Raw genomic sequence first — 21,941 nt, forward strand, 5'->3', positions numbered from 1 at the left:
GCCTCCTCAGACCTGAGCCATGGCCTTCGGCAACAGCCGCGCCTTGACGGTGAGCGGATTGATATAGGGCTCCAGCCCCCTCACCGTCGCAGACAAGGCGCCTCGCATGTCGTGCACGGCGGTAATGCCGGCCTCGATCATGCTGCGACGGGCTTCGTCATTGGTCAGCAGGTAGTGCACGCCCTTGGCCAGCATTTCGGTATCGCGCACCATGCGGGCGCTGCCGCTGCGGGCAAGCTTCTGATAGGCCTCGCGGAAATTCTGCACATTGCCGCCGGAGAGGACGGCGCAGCCGAGCATGGCCGGTTCCAACGGATTCTGACCGCCTTCGGCAAAGAGCGAGCGGCCGACGAAAGCGATTTCCGTCAGTCTCAAATAGAGGCCCATTTCGCCGATCGTATCGCCGAGGAAGATATCGACATCGGCCGACAACACATCGTCGCGGGTGCGGCGGGCGACCTTCAGTCCCTGCTTGACGAGAGCCGCTTCGATCTCGTCGCTGCGCTCGGGATGGCGCGGCACGATGATCGTCAACTGGCGATCGCGCTCCTTCAGCGCGCGATGGACGATGCCGGCGGCATTCTCCTCGCCGTCGAAGGTCGAGATCGCCGCCCAGGTCTTGCGCTCGCCGATCTGCTTCTTGTAGCGGGCGAAGACAGCGCTGTCATAGGGCGGTGCGTCGGTATCGACCTTCAGATTGCCCGAGGTGATGACCGGGACGGCGCCGAGATCGCGGAAACGTTCGGCATCGACGTCCGACTGGGCGATGACAAGGGCGAGGTTCTCGAAGAGGGCCTCGGCGATCGCCGGGCGGCGGCGCCAGCGGGCGAAGGAGCGGTCCGACATACGGGCATTGACCAGGATCTGAGGAATGCGGCGGCGGCCGAGTTCCAGCACCGTTGCCGGCCAGATCTCGGATTCGGCGATGATGGCGCAATCGGGCTGCCAATAATCGAGAAAGCGGCTGACGGAGGGTTTCAGGTCGAGCGGCACATATTGATGGATCGCTTCGCTGCCGATGCGCTCGGCGGCGAGCCTGGCCGATGTGATCGTGCCTGTCGTCAGGATGACATGGATATCGCGGCGGCGGATTTCCCGGATCAGCGGGATGACTGCGTTGGTTTCACCGACGCTTGCGGCGTGGAACCAGACGAGCGGGCCTTGCGGCCGGTTGGCGCTCGGATAGCCGAAGCGCTCCAGGCGACGGGCGCGGTCTTCCTTGCCCTTGGCCGTGCGGTAGGTGAGATAGAGGCCGACGACCGGGGAGGCCACGGTTCCCGCCAGACGATATGCGCTCAGACCGAACCGCGCCATCCGGGAGCTCATTGCGCCAGCCTCCGATCCAAAGCGATCGACATCAACCCCATTCCCCAATTATCGTTGCGGCCGGAATGGCCGATCATTTTGTTCAGAATGCGTCAAACAACCCGACCGTCCGACGGCCGGTGCACGAAATCCCCGCTTGAGGAGCGGTTGGCCGGCAGCATCTGCTGAGATCAGTTGCCCTTGGCCTTTTCCTGCGGATCGAGCAAACGATGCATGTGGACGATGAAATAGCGCATATGCGCATTGTCGACCGTCTGCTGCGCCTTCGCCTTCCAGGCGGTCAGCGCCGTGGCGTAATCGGGGAAAATGCCGACGATATCGAGACCGCTCAGATCACGGAACTGGACGTCATCGAGGTTTTCCAGCTCGCCGCCAAAAACGAGGTGCAAAAGCTGCTTCTTGTCATCGGAGTCAGTCATTTTCTTGTTCTCTTTCTGCCTAGTCTCCTCCGCCACTCCATCTGCGGGATTTTGACGGAAACGTCAACTGTCTCGTCGTTCCGCAAAGGCGGCGAGGAATTCACGGATGCGGGGGATCGGGGCCGCGCAGAGGACCTTGTGGGTGACGTCGGCGCGATTGTAAAGGATCGGCCTGCCGGCGAGATCGACGAGACCGCCGCCGGCGCGGCTAAGGATCAGATCGGCGGCGGCAAGATCCCAATCGTGCGAATTGCCCTTGACGAAGGTGCCTTCGAGACGGGCATCCGCCACCATGGCGATGCGATAGGCAAGCGAGGGAACGTGTTTATGGCGCATGACCCGGTCGCGAAACGCCGGCGGAAAGGTTTTCAGCAGGTCTTCGCCGATCGCAATGCGGCTCGTCTCCTCCGGACCGGCGTCGGAGACCGTGAAAGGCAAGCCGTTTTTCAGCGCCGCGCCGCCTTCGACGGCTTCATAAAGCTCTTCCAGCGCCGGCGCATAGAGCACGCCGGCGACCGGCCGGCCGCGATGAACGACGGCGACGCTGACGCACCAGACGTTCTGGCCGCCGAGGAAGGCGCGCGTGCCGTCGATCGGATCGACGATGAACAGCGTCTCGCGCGAGAGGCGGTCGGCATCGTCCTCGGTTTCCTCAGACAGCCAGCCATAATCCGGGCGGGCCTTGCGCAGGATCGTTTCAAGCGTCTTGTTGGCGGCGAAATCGGCGGCGCTGACGGGAGAACGGTCCTCGTTCTTCCACCAGACCTCCGGGGACTGGTTGAAGAAACCGAAAGCGACCGCGCCCGCCTCTCTCGCCGCCTCGACGATCAACGCGAGATCGCTCTGCCAGCGAGCCTTTTCCGTATCGCTCATCCGTCTACTCGTTCCTTATCGCCCTGCCAGCGTCATGCCTTCGATCGCGAAGGTGGGGGCCGCGACGCCGAACTTGCGGTCGATGTCGTTTGCGAGCGTCAGGCGCATGAACATGTCCTTGAGGTTCGAGGCGATCGTCACCTCGGAAACCGGGAAGGTGAGTTCGCCGTTCTCGATCCAGAAGCCGGTGGCGCCGCGGCTGTATTCGCCGGTGATCATGTTGACGCCGTGGCCGATCAGTTCGGTGACATAAAAACCGGTGCCGATGCTGCGGATCAACTCCTCCGGCGAGACGTCGCCGGGTTCCAGGGCAAGGTTGCTGGAGGAAGGCGAAACGGCGGTGCCGCCGCGCACGCCGCGGCCATTGGTTTCGAGACCGAGTTCACGGCCGGTCGAGGTCGAGAGGAACCAATGCTTGAGAACACCGTCCTCGATCATGACAAGCCGCTCGCCGGACACGCCCTCGCCGTCGAAGGGGCGTGAGGAAGGGCCGCGCACGATCAGCGGATCGTCGGTGATCGACAGGCCTGATTTCAGCACCTGCTGGCCCATCTTGTCGCGCAGGAAACTGGTCTTGCGGGCGACGGCGGCGCCGTTGATCGCACCGGCGATATGGCCGACGAAGCCGCGGGCAACGCGCGGATCGAAGACGACGGTGACGTTCTTGCCGGTCGGCACCTGGCGCGGATTGATGCGTTTGACCACCCGCTCGCCGGCGCGGCGGCCGATTTCGGAGGGATCGTCGAGATCGGCGTAGTAGAGGCGGCTGTCGAAATCATAGTCGCGCTCCATGCCGGTGCCTTCGCCCGCGATGACGCTGACGGAATGGCCGAAACGGGAGGCCATGTAGCTGCCTTCGAAGCCGTGCGAGGTGGCAAGAACGAGGCCGCCCATGCCGGCGGATGCGCCGGCGCCGGAGGAATTGGTGACGCCCTCGACCGCAAGCGCCGCCGCCTCGGCGGCAAGAGCCGCCTCGCGCAGCATCTCGGAGGAAACCTCCGTGGTGTCGAGCAGTTGCAGGTCGGGATAGGATTTCGAAAGGTTTGCCTCATCCGCCAGGCAGGCGAAGGGGTCTTCCGGCGAAACCTTCGCCATGGCGACAGCGCGTTCGGCAAGCGCCTGCAGATCGAAACCCGGATTGGCCGAAACGCTGGCGACGCGCTTGCCGATGAAGACGCGCAGCGAAAAATCGTCGCTTTCGGAGGATTCCGTTCCCTCGACCTTACCGAGACGCACGCTGACCGATTGCGAGCGCGACCGGACGACGACGGCGTCGGCTGCGTCGGCCCCGGCCTTCCTTGCCAGATCGATCAATTGACTTGCGCGGGAAAGAAGTGTCGAGGAATCGATTTTAGAGGACATGATTTGGCCTTTCCTTCGGCTTCCATTTATTGTGCACTCTCCCAGGCATCAAGGCCGCCGCGACCGATTCTTTCTCGGGGCTGCCCGCATGCTCGCCGCCAGTGAAAGAAATCGCCAGCATGTCCGCGCCAAACGACCTCTTTTCCGAAACGATCCTGCTGCTCGGGGGCGCGGTGGTCGCTGCTCCGATCTTCAAGAAGCTCGGGCTCGGCACGGTGCTCGGCTATCTCGCCGCCGGCATCGTCATCGGCCCGATCTTCCACGGCATTACGGACGGCGAACAGATCCTCGCCGTGGCTGAACTCGGCGTCGTCTTCCTGCTCTTCATCATCGGGCTGGAGCTCAAGCCCAGCCGCCTCTGGCAGATGCGGCGCGACATTTTCGGCCTCGGCACCGCGCAAGTGGTGCTGACGGGGCTGGCGCTGACCGCGCTCGCCTGGTTTTCCCATGTCGTCGATTGGCGCGGCAGCATCGTTGCCGGGTTCGGCCTGGCGCTGTCATCGACGGCCTTCGCCATGCAGATCCTCGAAGGTGACGGCGACGTCAACACGAAATACGGGCAGCGCTCCTTCTCGATGCTGCTCTTTCAGGACCTGGCGATCGTGCCGCTCTTGGCGCTGATCACCATTCTCGACGGCGGCGACAAGGGCAGCAATGCGCCGCTTACCGATTTCGCCGTCGCCGTCGGCGCGGTCGCGGCGATGATCGTCATGGGGCGCTACCTGCTGACGCCGCTCTTCCAGGTCATCGCCCGCACCGGCGCGCGCGAAGCGATGATCGCGGCCGCGCTCTTCGTCGTCATGGGATCGGCGAGCCTGATGCAGCTTGCCGGGCTTTCGATGGCGATGGGCGCCTTCCTTTCCGGCGTCATGCTGGCCGAGTCCTCCTACAGGCACGAGCTGGAAGCGGATATCGAGCCCTTCCGCGGCGTACTGCTCGCCATCTTCTTCATCGCCGTCGGCCTGTCGCTGGAACTCGATGTGCTCTTCGACAACGCCCTCTTCGTTGTCATCGCCGTGCCGATCGTCATGGCGGTCAAGGCGATCATCATCTACGGGCTCTGCCGGATCTCGGGCTCTGCGCACAATGATGCAATCCGCATCGCCTTCTTGCTGCCGCAGGGCGGCGAATTCGGCTTCGTGCTGTTCACCGCGGCGGGCACGGTCAGACTGATGTCGACGAGCACGGCATCGCTGCTGGTCGCGGTCGTGACGCTTTCCATGGCGCTGACGCCGATCGGGGCCGCACTTTCCAAGCGGCTTCTCAGCGGCGACGAACAGGAAGAGCTGGACGAAGATTTCGAAGGTGCGGGCGCCGACGTGCTGATGGTCGGCTTCTCGCGTTTCGGCCAGATCGCCGCCCAGATCCTGCTGGCGGGCGGGCGCAGCGTCACCGTCATCGATTTTTCGGCGGACCGCATCCGCCAGGCCTCCTCTTTCGGTTTCCGCATCTATTTCGGCGACGGCGCCCGCAAGGACGTGCTGCGCTCGGCCGGCATCGACCGGGCAAAGATCGTGCTCGTCTGCACGCAGAAGAAGGAGATCACCGACAAGGTGGTGGAACTGGTGCAGGCGGATTATCCGCACACCAGGCTCTACGTGCGCTCCTACGACCGCATCCACTCGATCGAACTGCGCAACAAGGGCGTCGACTACGAGCTGCGCGAAACGCTGGAATCGGGCCTGCTCTTCGGGCGGCGAACGCTGGAGGCGCTCGGCGTTTCCGAGGTCGATGCCTATGAAATCGGCGAGGATATCCGAAAGCGCGACGAGGCGCGTTTGGTGCTGCAGGTTTCCGAAGGGCTGCAGGCCGGGCGCGACATGCTGTTTTCCCACCCTGTCCGCCCCGAACCGCTGGTCAAGCCGAAACGCGCCGCCGATCCTTTCGAGGACGATCCGTTGGCGATTACCGCCGATGTAACGGCGGATGCCTAAATCAACTCCAGGAAGATTGAGAGGATCGAAAGGCGGAAGGGGAAAAGGCTACTGCCAGAATCTGTCAGCAGGTCTCCGTAGATGTCGTCTTGAGCGACACACAGGAGACGAACCGTGATCGACAGCAACAGCATTCTACTTTTCGTAGCAGACGCGCCGAAAAGCACCAGCTTCTATAGCCAACTGCTCGGGCAGGATCCCGTTGAGGCCAGCCCGACCTTCGCCATGTTCATCCTGCCCTCCGGTCTGGCGCTCGGACTGTGGGGTAAGGCGGGCGTCGAGCCGGCGCCGGCTGCAACGGGCGGGGGCTGCGATGTCGGTTTCAAGGTTGCGGCAGCTGATATGGTCGATACGCTTCATGCCGAATGGCAAGGCAAGGGCGCAACCATCCTTTTGCCGCCGACCGATCTCGATTTCGGCCGTACCTTTGTTGCAGCCGATCCCGACGGGCATCGCCTGCGCGTTTACAACGTCGCGGAGGACTGACACATGTCCCGCAGCTGGATTGCTGTCGCATCGGCAAATCACGTTCGCATCGGCCGCGAAGCCGGGTTCATGCAAGTCTGTCATGGCAAGGCCGCTCCGCTTAAGCGAAGCGCGCCTGGCGATCGCGTGATCTATTATTCGCCGACCGAAACATTTGGCGGCAAGGATCGCCTTCAGGCGTTCACGGCAATTGGCGTGGTTGAGGAAACGGAGGCATATCAGGTGGAAGTTCACCCCGGCTTCCGCCCCTGGAGACGAGATGTCGCCTGGTGGCGAGCCGCAGAAACACCGATCCGGCCGCTCCTCGGCCGGCTGTCTTTCACGAGCGATCGATCGAACTGGGGCTATAGGCTGCGCTTCGGTCTCTTCGAAATCGACAATGACGATGCCGATCTCATAGCCGAAACGATGCACAGTGAACCGCTCGTGCCTGTCGCCCGGACGCGTACGATGGCTCCGGTGCAAGGTTCTTTAGCGTTTTAACCGCGCTTCAATTTCCCGGTCGAGGGCGAATTTCAGGTCGTCCTTGACGCCGACGGACATGGCGAGCACTTCGCGGGCCTTGAGGAAATCCATGACGCCGGTGCGGCCGACCGTCGGGCGCAGGAAGATGTGCGGCTCGCGGAGCTTCAGCTTCAACGTGATGGCGGTCTGCATCATCAGCTGGCCGGAACCGAAGATGCTCTCCATGCGGTTCGGAATATGGGTGCCGTCGCCTTCCGGCGCGCCGACGACATCGATGCCGACGACGATGTCGGCAAGATCCATCAAGTGTTCATAGGGCACCGGATTGCTGATGCCGCCATCGATCATCACCCGGCCGCGCAGGCGCACCGGCATGAAGACGGCGGGGATGGCGGAAGAGGCGGCAAGTGCGGGAAACAGCTCGCCCTCTTCGATGATGACCTCGCTCTGCCCGTAATAATCCGTCGTGATGACCTTCATCGGGACCAGCAGGTCCTCGAAACGGGCCGGCAGTTCGGACGGCAGGAAGGCCTTGAGAATCCGCTCCAGATTGAACTGGCCGATGCGGATACCCTTCGCCACGGCATCGCGCACCGTCGCCGGCCTCAGGCCCCAGATGCGGCTGACCACGGCCGTCTTGTTGCCGACGGTCGCCAGCGCATGTTCGCGGATCTCAGCGCCGGACATGCCGGCAGCCATGCCGGCTCCCATGATCGACCCGATCGAGGAACCTGAAATCGCCACCGGGCGAATGCCGAGTTCGTCGAGCGTCTCGATGATATGGATATGAGAAAGCCCGCGCGCGCCGCCGCCGCCGAAGGCAACCGCGACCGTCGGAAGATCGCTGACCGCAGGCTGTTTCGGACTGATGATCTCTGCCTGCTGCTGCACGCCCGCCCCCGCGCTATTGCGGCTGATACCGGAAGAAATGCACCCTCGTATCGCCAAAGATGCGGCTTTCGAGGAAAACATAGGAAGGATGAACGGAAACCACAACGTCGGCACGCTCTTCGAGCACGGCAATCGCGCCGGAACGGAGCCAGCCGCCCTCGGCTGCGGCGGCCATCGCCTTCTCCCCCAGGCCCTTGCCATAGGGCGGGTCGGCGAAGAGCACGTCGAAGGGTTCGAGATTACCGACGCTGCCGAGATCGGTCGCATCCCGGCGCAGGATGCGCGTGCGGCCGTGCAGGCCGAGCGCATCGATGTTCTCCCAGAGCAGCGCCCTGCCCTCGACGCTGTTTTCGACGAAGAGCGCGTGGCGACAGCCGCGCGAGACGGCTTCGAGGCCGACAGCGCCCGTCCCGGCGAAAAGGTCGAGAATCCGGGTGCCGTCGACGCATTCCGGATAGGCATGACTCAAGATGTTGAACAGGCTCTCGCGCGTCCGGTCGGCAGTCGGCCGGATATCGTTGGATTTTGGCACGGCGAGAGGCCGTCCGCGAAACTCACCGCCGACGATCCGCACCGCGCGTCATTCCCTTTCCTTTCGCACCACCTCTGGACGGCCCGCCCGCAGGCCTGTCGCCGCCCGGCCTGTCTCCGCCCGACTTGGCGCCTTTCGGCTTGCCGGAAAAATTCTTGGCCCCGCCGGGCTTGGCCCCAAAACCCTTGCCACGCGGCTTGTCACCCGAAGGCTTGTCGCCGAAGGATCTTTCGTCGCGGGGACGCTCGGAGCGGCCCTCGCCGGCAAAGCTTCTGGCTGCCCGCGGACGTTCATCGCCATCCTCGCGCGGCCTGCGATCACCGCGCGGCTTATCGCCGAAGGGCCGATCTCCGCGTGAAGGACGGTCGCCGCGCGGACGCTCCGAACGGCCTTCTCCGGCTGAGGCTCTGGCAGCACGAGGACGCTCGTCACCATCCGTACGCGGCCTGCGGTCGCCACGCGGCTTATCGCCGAAAGGCCGATCCCCGCGCGAAGGACGATCACCGCGCGGGCGCTCGTCACCCTGTTCCCGGGGGCGGCGTTCACCGCGCGCCGGGCGATCGCCAAAACCGCGGTCTTCGCGGGCGGGGCGATCCCCGAAGGAGCGCTTGCGGCCGAAGCCCTCGCCCTCATCCTTACGGCGAGGCTCTTCGCTCGAACGAATCCATTCGCCGTCTTCTTCGCGTACGCGGTTGATCTGCGTGCGCGGACGATCTTCGATGCGATCGAAAGCATTGCTCTTTGCCTGCGGCTGCTCGCCGCGCCGGCGTGCGGTCTGCGCATTCTTGGCGGCTTTGGCTGCCGCCTTTTCGCCGAGCGGCCGGGCGCCTGGCGCCATCCAGACATTGGCGCTGCGGCGCTGGCCGAGCGGCTGGGCGCGCTTCGGCTTGTCGTCATCCCTGCCGCCGTCGCGGCGGTCGTCATCCTTGCGCGCCCCACCACGGCGGTCATCGCGCTTGGTGTCGAGGCGGCTCAGCGCCCGTTCGCGCTTGTCCACCTCGCGGCGCGGACGCTCGCGTTTTTCCGGGACTGCGGGCTCAGCCTCTTCCTCGGCGGCGACAGCCGGCGCATTGTAGATCGGCGCGTCGAAATTCGCCTTGGCTTCCTCGATGAGGCGCGGGCCGAGCTGATCGCGTAGCGTGCGGCCGCGCACTTCGATGACCTGGCCTTCCGGCAAGTCGCCGAGCTGGAACGGGCCATAGGAAATGCGGATGAGGCGGTTGACGTCGAGGCCGAGCGCGCCAAGCACGTTCTTGATTTCGCGGTTCTTGCCTTCGCGCAGACCCATGGTGATCCAGACGTTCGAGCCTTGGGTGCGGTCGAGCGTCGCCTCGATCGAACCGTAGAGCACGCCGTCTACGGCGATGCCGTCCTTCAGCTTGTCGAGCGCTTCCTGATTGATCTCGCCATGGGCGCGGACGCGGTAGCGTCGCAGCCAGCCGGTCGCCGGCAGTTCGAGCGCGCGGGCAAGGCCGCCGTCATTGGTCAACAGCAGCAGGCCTTCGGTGTTGATGTCGAGGCGGCCGATCGACATGACGCGCGGCAGTTCTTCCGGCAGGTTGTCGAAAACGGTCGGCCGGCCTTCCGGGTCGGCATTGGTGGTCACGAGGCCCGCGGGCTTGTGATAGAGCCACAGTCTGGTGCGCTCGATGCCGCGGATCGGCACACCGTCGACTTCGATCCGGTCGGCGAGCGTGACGTTGACGACGGGGGTTTCGAGAACCGTGCCGTTCAGCGTCACACGACCTTCCATGATCATGCGTTCGATGTCGCGCCGGGAGGCGACGCCTGCGCGCGCCATCACCTTGGAGATGCGTTCGGCCTTGGCCTCGCCATCGGCCTCGGCCGCGATCGAGTTTGCGGCGGCAGCCTTTGCCGGCTTCGCACTGCCCGTCCTGGAACCGGCCTTCGGCCTGTCATCCCGTGAAAAGGGCTTTACGCCCGGGCGTTTTGGCTTGTCTTTGGGTGTCATTTGTTGTTTGCCTGCCTTTTGGGCCTGTCTATCAGGTCACGCATCTGCGGTTAAGTGGAAATTCTTGCGATCGTGAAGACAAATCGTTTCATGGAGATGGCGCTTGAGGAAGCACGCGCCGCCGAAGAGCGCGGCGAGGTGCCGATCGGCGCTGTCGTCGTGGTCGACGATATCGCCGTTTCCCGGGCCGGAAACCGTACGAGAGAGCTGAAAGACATCACCGCGCACGCCGAAATCGTCGCGATCCGGCTCGCTTGCGAAGCGCTCGGGCAGGAACGCCTTGCCGGCGCGGATCTCTACGTGACGCTGGAGCCTTGCACCATGTGCGCGGCAGCCATCTCATTTGCGCGTATCCGGCGGCTTTATTACGGCGCCGAAGATCCAAAAGGCGGCGCCGTCGACAACGGCGTGCGATTCTATGCGCAGCCCACCTGCCATCACGTTCCCGAGGTCTATTCGGGCATCAACGAGGTCCAATCGGCCGTGATGCTACGACGGTTCTTTTCGCAAAAGAGGGAAACGCCGTAATCCTCAGGGCCTGCGCACAATACCGTCATCCCTGCTTGAGCCACTACCGTCCGGCTTGCGCCGACGGCTGCCCCTCACCCTAACCCTCTCCCCGTAAACGGGGCGAGGGGACGTGCCCTGCGAGAGATCGGTGGGAACGGAGAGGCTGCGGCGATTCCCCTTCGCCCCGTTTACGGGGAGAAGGTGCCGGCAGGCGGATGAGGGGCTGGTCCGGTGATGTCGATGAACTTGAGCAACCAAGCAATGGCTACACGCCGGGAAAAGCTGCTACTGCAGCAGGTTCCACCACTGCTTGCCGGAATTGGCGATCGCCGCATCCTTCTTGCGCTTCTTCTGCTTCTTGAGCTCGGGCTCGCCGACATCGTCGAGCTTTGCCGGATCGTCGACGGTGCGGTAGCCGGGCGGCGGATCGGAGATGGAACGGCGCTGGTCGATATAGGAGCCCTTCTGCAGGGCGCGGGCTTCGCGATAGGCTTGGGTCTGGGCTTCCGTCGTGCGCCGGCCGCCTTCGATCGCAGAGCTCGCCAGCGGCGAGCGGTAACTCGAATTGTCCGAATTGGCGTCGGCCTCGGAAACGAGACGTGCGCGGGTCTCCTCCGGCGATTCAAGCCATTGCGGATTGTCCTTATTCGCCACGGTCGGCTGCGGCGCGATGAGGGTCTCGCGCTGCCCCTGGGCCGGCAGCACCAGCGTCGGACGCGGCGTATATTTGACGCCCTTGTTCTTCGGGTCCGGTCCTGTCAGCGATACCGACTGACCGAGATCGTCGGTCAACTGCTCCATGGCGGTCTTGTCGGTGCCGTAGGTCGGGCTGCTGGCGCAACTGGACACCAAGGAGCATCCCGCCACGACAACAGACAGGCAGGCGCCCATACGGAACCAATGCGTTGCGAACATGAAAACCCTTCCAGCCACCGGTGCAATCGTTGCCCAACCGGACAACCGTCCCCCTGACGCAAAAATCCGGCCATTTTCAGGCAGCTTTTACCGGATGAACGCCATAAAGGCAATTCACCCGGCAAATATCTTCAGGCGTGGATGCCGAGTTCGCGCAATGCCGCGGCGTCACGCGCCGAGACGTCGGGATATTCCGGATCGGAGCCGACATCGGTGGTGATGCGCCAGGACCGGGCGCATTTCACACCTTCGGCAAGCTTCGGAACGACGGCGACGTCAGGCACTTCGGACAGGCGGAAGGCTTCGGCCGGGCCGGCATCCGTCTCGATCGTGATACCCGAGGTGATGCAGACTTCGCTGAAATCCTGGCCTTCGAGCGCCCTGCGCAGGCCCGCATCGGCGATATGCACGACGGGAGCAGCTTCCAGCGAAGAACCGATGCGCTTGTCCTTGCGCTCGATTTCGAGCGCGCCGGTCACGACGCTGCGGATCGCGCGGATCTTTTTCCACTTGTCGGCCAGCGCATCGTTGCGCCATTCCTTGGCCACCGGGGCAAATTGCTCCAGGTGCACCGAGACGGCCGACGGATTGCGCGAAAGCCATGCCTCTTCGGTCGTGAAGGGCAGCATCGGCGCAAGCCAGGTCACCATGCAATCGAAGATCATGCGGATGACATAGAGCGCCGAGCGGCGGCGAAGGCTCGACGGCGCATCGCAGTAGAGCGCATCCTTGCGGATATCGAAGTAGAAGGCCGAAAGCTCGACATTGGCGAAGTCGATCAGCGCGCGGGCGATCTTCTTGAAGTCGAAGGCGTCGTAGTTTTCGCGCACGAGCTGATCGAGCTCGGAGAGGCGGTGCAGCATCAGCTGTTCCAGCTCCGGCAGATCGGCGAGCGCGATGACCTCGCCCTTGTCATGCGCCAGCGTGCCGAGCATCCAGCGGATGGTGTTGCGCAGCTTGCGATAGGCATCGACATTGGTCTGGATGATCGTCTTGCCGACGCGCAGGTCGTCCGCATAGTCCGAGGTCATGACCCAGAGGCGCAGAATGTCGGCGCCGGCATCCTTCATCACTTCCTGCGGCGCGGTGACGTTGCCCTTCGACTTCGACATCTTCTCGCCCTTCTCGTCCATGGTGAAGCCATGGGTGAGAACGGTGTCGTAAGGCGCGCGGCCGCGGGTGGCAGCCGATTCCAGCAGCGAGGAATGGAACCAGCCGCGATGCTGGTCGGAGCCTTCGAGATAGAGATCGGCCGGCCACTTCAGGTCCGGACGGTCCTCCAGAGTGAAGGTATGGGTCGAGCCAGAATCGAACCAGACGTCGAGGATGTCCATGACCTGCGACCACTTGGCCGGATCATGCTCGTTGCCAAGGAACCGTTCCTTGGCGCCCTCGGCGAACCAGGCATCGGCGCCTTCGGCGTCGAAAGCGTCGAGGATGCGCTGGTTGACGGCGTCATCCTGCAGTACTGCGCCCTGCTCGTCGACGAAGACGCAGATCGGCACGCCCCAGGCGCGCTGACGTGAGAGAACCCAGTCCGGGCGCTGCTCGATCATGGCGCGCAGACGGTTCTGGCCGGCAGCCGGCACGAAGCGGGTATCGTCGATCGCCTTCAGCGCACGGGTGCGCAGCGTCGTTCCGTCCGACAGCGTCTTGTCCATATAGACGAACCACTGTGGCGTGTTGCGGAAGATCACCGGCTTCTTGGAGCGCCAGGAATGCGGATACTGGTGCTTCAGGCGGCCGCGGGCAAAGAGCGCGTTGAGTTCGATCAGCGCCTTGATGACGCGATCATTGGCATCGCCCTTCTTGCCGTTGTCGTCGATGACGCGCGCGCCTTCGAGGCCGGGAGCGTCTGACGTGTAGAAGCCGCCGTCGTCGACCGGGAACGGGATCTTGGTCTCGATACCGCGTGCCTCGATCTGGCGGGCATGCGCCATCCAGACGTCAAAGTCTTCGCGGCCGTGGCTGGGTGCGGTGTGCACGAAGCCCGTACCGGCATCGTCGGTGACGTGGTCGCCATCGAGCAGCGGCACGGCAAATTCATAGCCGCCGCCGACACCCTTCAACGGATGGGCACAGGTGATGCCGGCGAGATCGGCAGCGGTCACGTCAGCAAGGCGCTTGTACTGCAGCTTTGCCTTGGCGAAAGATTCTTCGGCGAGTTTGTCGGCGAAGATGAGCTTTTCACCCGGACGCGGGCCAAAATCGTTCTCGGCAGCCGTGACTTCGTAAAGGCCGTAGGCAACGCGCGAGGAATAGGCGATCGCCCGGTTGCCGGGGATCGTCCAGGGCGTGGTAGTCCAGATGACAACAGATGCATCCAACAGATGAAACTTCGCTTCCGCGCCATCACGCACGACGAATTTCACCGGGAATTTCACCCAGATGGTGTCGCTCTCATAGTCATGATACTCGACTTCGGCTTCCGCCAGCGCCGTGCGCTCCACGACCGACCACATGATCGGCTTGGAGCCGCGATAGAGCTGGCCTGACTTGGCGATCTTCAAGAGTTCGCCGGCGATGCGGCTTTCCGCATGGAAGTTCATCGTCAGATACGGGTTTTCGAAATCGCCGATGATGCCGAGGCGCTGGAATTCGCCGCCCTGGATGGCGATCCACTTTTCAGCATAGGCGCGGCACTCGCGGCGGAACTCGATCATCGCCGACGGCTCGGTCAGGTCAGGCTTGGCCTTGCCCTTGGCGCGATAGTTTTCTTCCTCGATCTTCCATTCGATCGGCAGGCCGTGGCAGTCCCAGCCCGGAACATAGTTGGAGTCGTAACCGCGCATCTGGAAGGAGCGGGTGATGACGTCCTTGAGGATCTTGTTCAGCGCGTGGCCGATATGGATGTTGCCGTTGGCATAGGGCGGGCCGTCGTGCAGGACGAATTTTTCGCGGCCGGCGGCGGATGCGCGCAGCTTCTTGTAAAGATCCATCTGCTGCCAGCGGGCAACGAGTTCCGGCTCCTTCTGCGGCAAGCCGGCGCGCATCGGGAAATCGGTTTCAGGCAGATAGAGGGTCTTCGAGTAATCGATCTTTTCGGCTGTTTCGGTCATGTGTGACAATCGTTTCTGGCGGCCCAGGAAGGGGCGCAACGGACGTGAAAATAGGTGGCGGCGGAAGCGCCTGCTCGCAAGCGCCGAAAACCCGGACCTCCCGGCCGCTTAGCGCGCTGGGAAGGCCGGGCCGATAATTCGCATCGTGATCGCCAGCCGAAGTTTCGTCATAGCGCCGGTTCATAGGCGTTTTTGCCGGGAAAAGGAAGAGAAGAAATCGCCGCATTCGATCCCAAGGCGGGCCGAGTTCTTACTGATGCCTGAGATAATCCCCTGCCTGATGTCGTCTCAGGAAAAGCAGAGTTTCCGATCGAGTTCACCGAGCGGCACGACGCCCGCCAGCAGCGCCCTCGCCTCTTCCTCATCGCGCTTGATCTGGGCGACGAGCGGATCGAGGCCGTCGAATTTCAATTCGGGTCTCAAATAACCGAAGAAGGAGACCGAGCAGAGCTGGCCATAGAGATCGCCGCTGAAGTCGAAGAGATAGGTTTCGAGCAGCGGGGCGCCGTTTTCCGTCACCGTCGGGCGGCGGCCGTAGCTGGCGACGGCATCGTGGAGTGTTCCGTCCTGGCGGCGGAAGCGGACGGCATAGATGCCGGGAGCGAGTTCGACCTCGGGCGGCAGGCGCATGTTGGCCGTGGGGAAACCGAGCTGGCGGCCGAGTTTTTCTCCGTCGATCACCTCGGCTTCGACAGTATAGCGATAGCCGAGCATGCCGGCGACTTCGCTGACATTGCCGTCCGTGAGGAGTGCGCGGATATGGCTCGACGAGACGACATCGGCGTTTTCGTCGCGGAAGGCATCGATCAGCGTGACGCCGAAACCATAGGTCTGGCCGGCATTCATCAGGAAAGCCGGACCGCCCTCGCGGCCGCGGCCGAAATGGAAATCGAAGCCTGTGACGACTTCGGAGGCGCCGAGCCAATCCTTCAGGATCGAATGAATGAAATCGTCTGGCGAGCGCTGCGAGAATTCATAGTCGAAGGGATATTCGATGACGGCGTTGAAACCGAGCGTCTCCAGAATGCGGGCTTTCAGCGGCGCGGGCGTCAGCCGGAAGACCGGTGCCTGCGGCCTGAAGACAGTGCGCGGATGCGGCTCGAAGGTCAGCACCAGAGCCGGAATGCCCCGCGCCTTGGAGATTTCCAATGCGCGATTCAGCACCGACTGGTGGCCGCGGTGGACACCATCGAAATTGCCGATGGCAATCACTCCGCCTCTGAGATGGGCGGGTAGAGGTTCCCGGGTTTCATTGCGGTGGAAGACGGTCATCGGCTGGCTTCTCTTCATGCAAGGCGCGGCATCCACCACTTCGGCGCCGCCTTTTCCCGTTCGAGATAGGCGTTGAGGATCGCCTCGTCGGTCTCGCCGTTGAGGGTGTATTCCTTGGCGTGGATGCCGCCGCTGATGTAGAGGAGGTCGAGCCCGTAATTCAAGGCGCCGCGCACATCGGTCGGCATGCCGTCGCCGATCGCCAGCACGCGCTCGACCGGGAAATCGCCGCGAAGCTCGCGGGCGGCCGAAAGCGTCGCCTCGTAGATCGGCCGGTGCGGCTTGCCGGCGATGCGGGTCTTGCCGCCGAGCTGCTCGTAATAGGCGGCCATGGCGCCGGCGCAGGGGATGATGCGATGGCCGCGCTCGACGACGAGGTCGGGATTGGCGCAGATCATCGGCACATCGCGCGCCTGGAAATCCAGAAGCATGTCGGTGTAGTCTTCCGGCTTCTCGGTCTCGTCGTCGAAGAAGCCGGTGCAGACGAGCGATTGCGCTTCGCCCGCCGGCCGACGCTCGACGCCGATGCCTTCGAGAAGCGCCTTGTCGCGCTCGGGACCGAGCAGAAAGGCGGTCTTCGGCCCTTCGGCGATCAATTTGCGCGTGACGTCGCCCGAGGTGACGATCCTGTCATAGGCGCTGTCGGGAACGCCGATATGGCGCAGCTGCTCGACCACCTGCCAGGACAGGCGCGGCGAATTGGTGATGAGCACGACGGCAAGACCGCTCTTGCGGGCGGCTTCCAGCGCTGCGGCGGCCTTCGGGAACGGATCGACGCCGTTATGCACGACGCCCCAGACATCGCAGAGCACCACATCATAGTGATCGGTGATCTCAGAGAAGTTTTCTATCCGCCTGGCCATTCCCAATTCCCGATTTGCTTTCAGTCCCCGGTGACATTGCAAAGGCGCAGGGGGATGGCAAGGCATTTTCTTCGCCGCAGGCAATCACGGATGGCGAACGGCCGCGGCGAGGGTCGACCTCATGAAGGTTTCGGCTGGAATCTCCGACAATTCTCCGGCCTCTTCACAATTCCGGCACAAAAATTCGTGATTGCTCTCATTGACTCCTTTCGGAGCCATCCCTAAATGCTCGGCGCTAGCACTCATCACAGAGGAGTGCTAACATTTATCCATGTGGGCCGCTCCGGCTCGCGAATGTCATTCGATCGAGGGATTAGACAATGGCAAGCACCAATTTCCGTCCGCTTCACGACCGCGTCGTCGTTCGTCGCGTCGAGTCCGAAGAGAAGACCAAAGGCGGCATCATCATTCCCGATACCGCCAAGGAAAAGCCCCAGGAAGGCGAAATCGTCGCCGTCGGTTCCGGCGCTCGTGACGAGTCCGGCAAGGTCGTCGCGCTCGACGTCAAGGCTGGCGACCGCGTCCTGTTCGGCAAGTGGTCCGGCACCGAAGTCAAGATCAACGGCGAAGACCTTCTGATCATGAAGGAAGCCGACATCATGGGCATCATCGGCTGATCGGCCGATCCGCTTTCCCGAAATGACTGACGGGCCTTTGCCCGAACAAATCGAATTCAGGAGTCACAAACATGGCAGCTAAAGAAATCAAGTTTGGCCGCACCGCGCGCGAAAAGATGCTGCGCGGCGTCGACATTCTCGCCGATGCAGTGAAGGTCACGCTCGGCCCGAAGGGCCGTAACGTCATCATCGACAAGTCCTTCGGCGCTCCGCGCATCACCAAGGACGGCGTCTCGGTCGCCAAGGAAATCGAACTCGAAGACAAGTTCGAAAACATGGGCGCCCAGATGGTCCGCGAAGTCGCTTCGAAGACCAACGACATCGCCGGCGACGGCACGACGACCGCAACCGTTCTTGCCCAGGCGATCGTTCGCGAAGGCGCTAAGGCCGTTGCAGCCGGCATGAACCCGATGGACCTGAAGCGCGGCATCGATCTCGCCGTCGCCGAAGTCGTCAAGGATCTCCAGGCCAAGGCCAAGAAGATCAACACCTCGGAAGAAGTCGCCCAGGTCGGCACGATCTCCGCAAACGGCGAACGCCAGGTCGGTCTCGACATTGCCGAAGCCATGCAGAAGGTCGGCAACGAAGGCGTCATCACCGTTGAAGAAGCCAAGACCGCCGAAACCGAACTCGAAGTCGTCGAAGGCATGCAGTTCGACCGTGGCTACCTCAGCCCCTACTTCGTGACCAACCCGGAAAAGATGGTCGCCGACCTCGAAGACGTCTTCATTCTCCTTCACGAGAAGAAGCTCTCGAACCTGCAGTCCATGCTCCCGGTTCTCGAAGCCGTCGTCCAGACCGGCAAGCCGCTCCTCATCATCGCTGAAGACGTCGAAGGCGAAGCTCTTGCAACGCTCGTCGTCAACAAGCTGCGCGGCGGCCTGAAGATCGCTGCCGTCAAGGCTCCCGGCTTCGGCGACCGCCGCAAGGCCATGCTCGAAGACATCGCCATCCTGACCGGCGGCACCGTCATCTCCGAAGACCTCGGCATCAAGCTCGAAAGCGTCACGCTCGACATGCTCGGCCGCGCCAAGAAGGTTTCGATCTCCAAGGAAAACACCACGATCGTCGACGGTTCGGGCGCCAAGTCCGACATCGAAGGCCGTGTTGCCCAGATCAAGGCCCAGATCGAAGAAACCACCTCCGACTACGACCGCGAGAAGCTGCAGGAACGCCTTGCCAAGCTCGCAGGCGGCGTTGCCGTCATCCGCGTCGGCGGCTCGACTGAAGTCGAAGTGAAGGAAAAGAAGGACCGCATCGACGACGCTCTCAACGCGACGCGCGCTGCCGTTCAGGAAGGCATCGTACCGGGCGGCGGCGTTGCCCTGCTCCGTTCCTCCGTCAAGATCACCTCCAAGGGTGTCAACGACGACCAGGAAGCCGGCATCAACATCGTTCGCCGCGCTCTGCAGGCTCCGGCCCGCCAGATCGCTGAAAACGCTGGTGACGAAGCTTCGATCGTCGTCGGCAAGATCCTCGACAAGGATCGCGACAACTACGGCTACAACGCCCAGACCGGCGAATATGGCGACATGATCGGCATGGGCATCATCGACCCGGTCAAGGTCGTTCGCACCGCTCTGCAGGATGCCGCTTCCGTTGCATCGCTGCTGATCACCACCGAAGCCATGATCGCCGAGCTGCCGAAGAAGGACGCTCCGGCTATGCCGGGCGGCATGGGCGGCATGGGCGGTATGGACATGATGTGATAGGCCAACGGCCTCTCACAGCATCGTCCATGAAACCGCCCATCATCCAAGATGGTTCAGCGCGTCAAGCGCGCTGAACTGGCGGTATGAACATGATGTGATAGGCGAAAGCCTTCACTGACTACCCATTCCGGCGGGAATAGGAAGGGCGGCCCTCGGGTCGCCCTTTTCTTTTGGCCAAAAACGATTCGATCCGTTGCGCACTATTTTATGCCGTGCAGTGCGTCAGCCGGTCTCGAAGCTTTCGTCAGGCTTGCGTCACCGCTGTTTTCCCGTCCGAGGAAATGGGCGGCAAATGGCGCCATCTGCCGCATGCCGGGGATTAAAAACGTTTTTAAACCGCCAAAAGAGGTGATTTTTGCTGATTTTCTGGCGAAACGGCCGGGAGAATGTGGGGGCATCAGAGAAGACAAAGGCCCAACCGCCCCTCAAAAAGCCGTTGCCGTTTGTCAAAAAGCTCCTATAAATCCGCGCTGCAATTGACGCACGCCAGCAACAACCCCTTCAGACAAAGCCGGTGTGCGAAAAGGCGATACGTATATATTCGGCTTCGACATCGGGTTCCCAAGCCTGATAGCCGAGGCAACGATCGCCGGATGCGCGGGCATAATGTCCGCGGCTACATGATCCTGTTTCTTTGTGTTTGCCGAGCGTGCGGCGGGAGCCGCATCCGAACTGGGGAACGCCTTGTTTAAGATCGCCAAAGCCAATGCCGCCTTGCCTTTGATGCCCGCCTCGCTGAACGACAACAATCGAAATCAGGACATGCTGGCGCAGTTTTCCGTTTCCGAGCCGTGGGCCGGAGATCTTTCGAGCGGCCTGCTTCGCCTCGGCGACTGGAGCGCGATGCTGCACGGCCTCTCCACACCGGAATGCGGGCTGCTGAGCCTGGTCCGTTGCTACGACACTAGAGATCGCAGCCACGTGCTGGAACTGTTCGAACAGGCGGCGACGCTCTGCTCTTCCTTCTGCTTTTCGACGACGATCATCATGCCGAACGGCTTCCGGCAGCCGCTCTTCTGCATGGGCGAATCGAACGGGCTCGAGGAAAAATACAGCGGCAGCATGTCAGGTGTCTTCGTCTTCCCGCGCTTCAAGCTGGAAGGCGCAAACCGGATCACAAGCAGGCGATAAAGCCGGCAGTGAAAAGAAAAGGCCGCTCGCGAGGGCGGCCTTTCGTATTTCCGGCTGACCGCCTGTTATTCCGGCTTGACCGGAATGTTAAGACCCCTTTCGCTGGCCGGACGGGCGATGCAGCGCTCCAGCCAATCCGAGACGGCGGGGAATTTCGCATATTCGAGAATCTCGCGGCCGCCATAGAAGATATCGGCGCCGCGAACCCAGGTGAAGGTGGTGATGTCGGCGATCGTGTATTGATCGCCCATGATCCACTGCCGGCCCTTCAAGCGGCCTTCGAGCACGCCGAGCAGGCGCTTGGACTCGTCGCGATAGCGTTCCACCGGATAGGAATTGTTGGCGACCTTGTCGGCGGCGAATTTGTGGAAATGCCCGAATTGTCCGAACATCGGGCCGATGCCTGCCATCTGGAAGAACACCCATTGGATGCATTCATAGCGGCCGGCGGCATCTTCGGGGATCAGCCTGCCGGTCTTTTCCGCGAGATAAAGCAGGATCGCGCCGGATTCGAACAAGCCGATCGGCTTACCGCCCGGTCCGTTCGGGTCGATGATCGCCGGAATGCGGCCATTCGGATTGAGAGATTCGAATTCCGGCGATTTCTGCTCGTTGGCGGCGAAGGAAATATAATGCGGCTCATAGGCGAGCCCGAGCTCTTCGAGGGCAACGGATACCTTGACTCCGTTCGGCGTCTGCAGGGAATAGAGCTGGATGATGTCGGAATTCTTCGCCGGCCAACGCGTCGTGATCGGAAATGCGGAAAGATCTGCCATCGGATTCTCCATGTTATCAGCCGACCATAAAAGACCGTGCGCGGCAAAGGCAAGCAGCGGCGACCATCTCATCGTTTCATATTATTGAACGAAGCATCTACTCCCGTTTATCTTTCCATGACGGCAAAAAAAGGCGACATAGGCGGTATCCGAGGTCCATCCGGTGCCGGGGCACCAAGATCTCCACAGGTCCTTCAAACGGAGACAACATCCATGTCGAACGCCATCATCCTGATTGCCCGCATTCTTCTTTCCTTCATGTTCATCCTTTCCGGCTTCATGAAGCTCACCGATCCTGCCGGTACCGCGGGCATGATCGCCGGTGCCGGCCTGCCGGCAGCAACCCTGTTGGCCTACGTCGCAGGCCTTTTCGAACTGCTGGCCGGCCTTGCGGTTCTCACAGGCTTCCAGGTCCGCATTGCCGGCTGGCTGCTCGCCGCCTTCTGTGTCTTCACGGGCCTTGCCTTCCACCTGCCCTACGCAAATGGCACGGAACTCGTGAACATTCTCAACCAGATCATGGTCATGAAGAACATCACGCTGGCCGGCGCGTACATCCTGCTCGCCACCGTCGGCGCCGGTGCCTATTCGATCGACGCACGCCGCGGCGTCCACGCAGCAGCCTGATACTAGAGCAATTCCGAACGCAAAACATGGGGTAATCGCGGCGCGATCACCCCATGTCATATTTATCAGATGATGGCTGGCTGGGGTGGTTGCCCCCGGTAAGATGGCAATACGGGCTCACGATAGGAACCGGGCCCAAACATCGAATGGAGGCAACCATGGACCAATATATCGGGCTTGATGTTTCATTGAAAGAGAC

General features: G+C 62.4%; 20 protein-coding genes. 8 read left to right on the forward strand and 12 right to left on the reverse strand.

All coding sequences use genetic code 11. From position 1 onward, the window contains the following. Positions 1 to 6: 6 nt before the first annotated feature. The 4 genes from waaA to QD408_RS09395 form a co-directional block, all read right to left on the reverse strand. A complete protein-coding gene (gene waaA, locus QD408_RS09380) occupies positions 7 to 1,326 on the reverse strand; it encodes a lipid IV(A) 3-deoxy-D-manno-octulosonic acid transferase (protein WP_414139104.1) in 1,320 nt (439 codons plus the stop codon). 170 nt (positions 1,327 to 1,496) lie between these two features. Further along, the gene (locus QD408_RS09385) at positions 1,497 to 1,745 is read right to left on the reverse strand and encodes a DUF4170 domain-containing protein (RefSeq protein WP_088680601.1); all 249 of its coding nucleotides are present in this window, start codon (positions 1,743 to 1,745) and stop codon (positions 1,497 to 1,499) included. 63 nt (positions 1,746 to 1,808) lie between these two features. Next, positions 1,809 to 2,618: a 3'(2'),5'-bisphosphate nucleotidase CysQ gene (locus tag QD408_RS09390; RefSeq protein ID WP_414139105.1), complete on the reverse strand. Its 810-nt coding sequence runs from the start codon at positions 2,616 to 2,618 to the stop codon at positions 1,809 to 1,811. 15 nt (positions 2,619 to 2,633) lie between these two features. Then, on the reverse strand, positions 2,634 to 3,980 hold the full coding sequence (locus tag QD408_RS09395; RefSeq protein ID WP_414139106.1) for a TldD/PmbA family protein: 1,347 nt from the start codon (positions 3,978 to 3,980) through the stop codon (positions 2,634 to 2,636). Between the two features lie 119 nt (positions 3,981 to 4,099). Between QD408_RS09395 and QD408_RS09400 the strand changes: the two genes are divergently transcribed. The 3 genes from QD408_RS09400 to QD408_RS09410 all read left to right on the forward strand — a co-directional run bounded on the left by QD408_RS09400 (position 4,100) and on the right by QD408_RS09410 (position 6,883). Then, a complete protein-coding gene (locus tag QD408_RS09400; protein ID WP_414139107.1) occupies positions 4,100 to 5,914 on the forward strand; it encodes a monovalent cation:proton antiporter-2 (CPA2) family protein in 1,815 nt (604 codons plus the stop codon). A gap of 114 nt (positions 5,915 to 6,028) precedes the next feature. After that, positions 6,029 to 6,400 (forward strand): VOC family protein, encoded by a 372-nt coding sequence (locus QD408_RS09405; RefSeq protein ID WP_414139108.1) that lies wholly within the window; start codon positions 6,029 to 6,031, stop codon positions 6,398 to 6,400. 3 nt (positions 6,401 to 6,403) lie between these two features. Continuing rightward, on the forward strand, positions 6,404 to 6,883 hold the full coding sequence (locus QD408_RS09410; protein ID WP_414139109.1) for an EVE domain-containing protein: 480 nt from the start codon (positions 6,404 to 6,406) through the stop codon (positions 6,881 to 6,883). Here QD408_RS09410 and QD408_RS09415 read toward each other — a convergent pair. The 3 genes from QD408_RS09415 to QD408_RS09425 are packed head-to-tail and all read right to left on the reverse strand — an operon-like array spanning position 6,872 to position 10,260. Beyond that, positions 6,872 to 7,756, reverse strand: coding sequence for a patatin-like phospholipase family protein (locus tag QD408_RS09415; RefSeq protein ID WP_414139110.1), 885 nt, complete (start codon positions 7,754 to 7,756; stop codon positions 6,872 to 6,874). The two genes, QD408_RS09410 and QD408_RS09415, sit on opposite strands and share 12 nt — an antisense overlap. A 13-nt stretch (positions 7,757 to 7,769) precedes the next feature. After that, complete coding sequence (gene rsmD / locus QD408_RS09420; RefSeq protein WP_088680594.1) at positions 7,770 to 8,330, reverse strand: 16S rRNA (guanine(966)-N(2))-methyltransferase RsmD; 561 nt, start codon at positions 8,328 to 8,330, stop codon at positions 7,770 to 7,772. Next, complete coding sequence (locus QD408_RS09425; RefSeq protein WP_414139111.1) at positions 8,311 to 10,260, reverse strand: pseudouridine synthase; 1,950 nt, start codon at positions 10,258 to 10,260, stop codon at positions 8,311 to 8,313. The genes rsmD and QD408_RS09425 overlap by 20 nt, the downstream gene beginning before the upstream one ends. 90 nt (positions 10,261 to 10,350) lie before the next feature. Here QD408_RS09425 and QD408_RS09430 point away from each other — a divergent pair, with 90 nt between their 5' ends. Then, positions 10,351 to 10,788, forward strand: a complete 438-nt coding sequence (locus QD408_RS09430) for a nucleoside deaminase (RefSeq protein WP_088680592.1) — start codon at positions 10,351 to 10,353, stop codon at positions 10,786 to 10,788. A gap of 267 nt (positions 10,789 to 11,055) precedes the next feature. Here QD408_RS09430 and QD408_RS09435 read toward each other — a convergent pair whose 3' ends face one another. The 4 genes from QD408_RS09435 to QD408_RS09450 form a co-directional block, all read right to left on the reverse strand. After that, entirely contained in the window at positions 11,056 to 11,685 is a 630-nt protein-coding gene (locus QD408_RS09435) for a hypothetical protein (RefSeq protein ID WP_414139112.1), read from the reverse strand. A 131-nt stretch (positions 11,686 to 11,816) separates the two neighbouring features. Beyond that, positions 11,817 to 14,744, reverse strand: coding sequence for an isoleucine--tRNA ligase (gene ileS / locus QD408_RS09440; protein WP_414139113.1), 2,928 nt, complete (start codon positions 14,742 to 14,744; stop codon positions 11,817 to 11,819). A gap of 288 nt (positions 14,745 to 15,032) precedes the next feature. Further along, on the reverse strand, positions 15,033 to 16,016 hold the full coding sequence (locus QD408_RS09445; RefSeq protein WP_088680831.1) for a bifunctional riboflavin kinase/FAD synthetase: 984 nt from the start codon (positions 16,014 to 16,016) through the stop codon (positions 15,033 to 15,035). 14 nt (positions 16,017 to 16,030) lie between these two features. Beyond that, positions 16,031 to 16,879, reverse strand: coding sequence for a TIGR01459 family HAD-type hydrolase (locus QD408_RS09450; protein ID WP_414139114.1), 849 nt, complete (start codon positions 16,877 to 16,879; stop codon positions 16,031 to 16,033). A 320-nt stretch (positions 16,880 to 17,199) separates the two neighbouring features. Between QD408_RS09450 and groES the strand changes: the two genes are divergently transcribed. The 3 genes from groES to QD408_RS09465 all read left to right on the forward strand — a co-directional run bounded on the left by groES (position 17,200) and on the right by QD408_RS09465 (position 20,339). Beyond that, positions 17,200 to 17,496: a co-chaperone GroES gene (groES, locus tag QD408_RS09455; protein WP_004675403.1), complete on the forward strand. Its 297-nt coding sequence runs from the start codon at positions 17,200 to 17,202 to the stop codon at positions 17,494 to 17,496. 71 nt (positions 17,497 to 17,567) lie between these two features. Next, on the forward strand, positions 17,568 to 19,205 hold the full coding sequence (gene groL / locus QD408_RS09460; protein ID WP_414139115.1) for a chaperonin GroEL: 1,638 nt from the start codon (positions 17,568 to 17,570) through the stop codon (positions 19,203 to 19,205). 687 nt (positions 19,206 to 19,892) lie between these two features. Then, a complete protein-coding gene (locus tag QD408_RS09465) occupies positions 19,893 to 20,339 on the forward strand; it encodes a hypothetical protein (RefSeq protein ID WP_414139116.1) in 447 nt (148 codons plus the stop codon). Positions 20,340 to 20,404: 65 nt separating this feature from the next. Here the strand turns inward: QD408_RS09465 and QD408_RS09470 are convergent, their stop codons facing one another. Further along, positions 20,405 to 21,115 carry a glutathione binding-like protein gene (locus tag QD408_RS09470; protein WP_088680587.1) on the reverse strand — a complete coding sequence of 237 codons (711 nt, stop codon included), beginning with the start codon at positions 21,113 to 21,115 and terminating at the stop codon, positions 20,405 to 20,407. Between the two features lie 213 nt (positions 21,116 to 21,328). On the opposite strand from QD408_RS09470, the gene QD408_RS09475 reads away from it, so the two are divergent. Beyond that, positions 21,329 to 21,742, forward strand: coding sequence for a DoxX family protein (locus QD408_RS09475; protein WP_088680586.1), 414 nt, complete (start codon positions 21,329 to 21,331; stop codon positions 21,740 to 21,742). Positions 21,743 to 21,941: the final 199 nt, after the last annotated feature.

The organism is Rhizobium sp. BR 249, from assembly GCF_047445895.1.
Taxonomy (GTDB): domain Bacteria; phylum Pseudomonadota; class Alphaproteobacteria; order Rhizobiales; family Rhizobiaceae; genus Rhizobium.

Coding starts and splice junctions, on each gene's coding strand:
- QD408_RS09445 (WP_088680831.1), bottom strand. CDS start 16,016: ATGACCGTCTTCCACCGCAATGAAACCCGGGAACCTCTACCCGCCCAT.
- QD408_RS09475 (WP_088680586.1), top strand. CDS start 21,329: ATGTCGAACGCCATCATCCTGATTGCCCGCATTCTTCTTTCCTTCATG.
- groL (WP_414139115.1), top strand. CDS start 17,568: ATGGCAGCTAAAGAAATCAAGTTTGGCCGCACCGCGCGCGAAAAGATG.
- QD408_RS09410 (WP_414139109.1), top strand. CDS start 6,404: ATGTCCCGCAGCTGGATTGCTGTCGCATCGGCAAATCACGTTCGCATC.
- QD408_RS09430 (WP_088680592.1), top strand. CDS start 10,351: ATGGAGATGGCGCTTGAGGAAGCACGCGCCGCCGAAGAGCGCGGCGAG.
- waaA (WP_414139104.1), bottom strand. CDS start 1,326: ATGAGCTCCCGGATGGCGCGGTTCGGTCTGAGCGCATATCGTCTGGCG.
- QD408_RS09395 (WP_414139106.1), bottom strand. CDS start 3,980: ATGTCCTCTAAAATCGATTCCTCGACACTTCTTTCCCGCGCAAGTCAA.
- groES (WP_004675403.1), top strand. CDS start 17,200: ATGGCAAGCACCAATTTCCGTCCGCTTCACGACCGCGTCGTCGTTCGT.
- QD408_RS09450 (WP_414139114.1), bottom strand. CDS start 16,879: ATGGCCAGGCGGATAGAAAACTTCTCTGAGATCACCGATCACTATGAT.
- QD408_RS09385 (WP_088680601.1), bottom strand. CDS start 1,745: ATGACTGACTCCGATGACAAGAAGCAGCTTTTGCACCTCGTTTTTGGC.
- QD408_RS09400 (WP_414139107.1), top strand. CDS start 4,100: ATGTCCGCGCCAAACGACCTCTTTTCCGAAACGATCCTGCTGCTCGGG.
- QD408_RS09390 (WP_414139105.1), bottom strand. CDS start 2,618: ATGAGCGATACGGAAAAGGCTCGCTGGCAGAGCGATCTCGCGTTGATC.
- QD408_RS09470 (WP_088680587.1), bottom strand. CDS start 21,115: ATGGCAGATCTTTCCGCATTTCCGATCACGACGCGTTGGCCGGCGAAG.
- QD408_RS09435 (WP_414139112.1), bottom strand. CDS start 11,685: ATGTTCGCAACGCATTGGTTCCGTATGGGCGCCTGCCTGTCTGTTGTC.
- QD408_RS09425 (WP_414139111.1), bottom strand. CDS start 10,260: ATGACACCCAAAGACAAGCCAAAACGCCCGGGCGTAAAGCCCTTTTCA.
- ileS (WP_414139113.1), bottom strand. CDS start 14,744: ATGACCGAAACAGCCGAAAAGATCGATTACTCGAAGACCCTCTATCTG.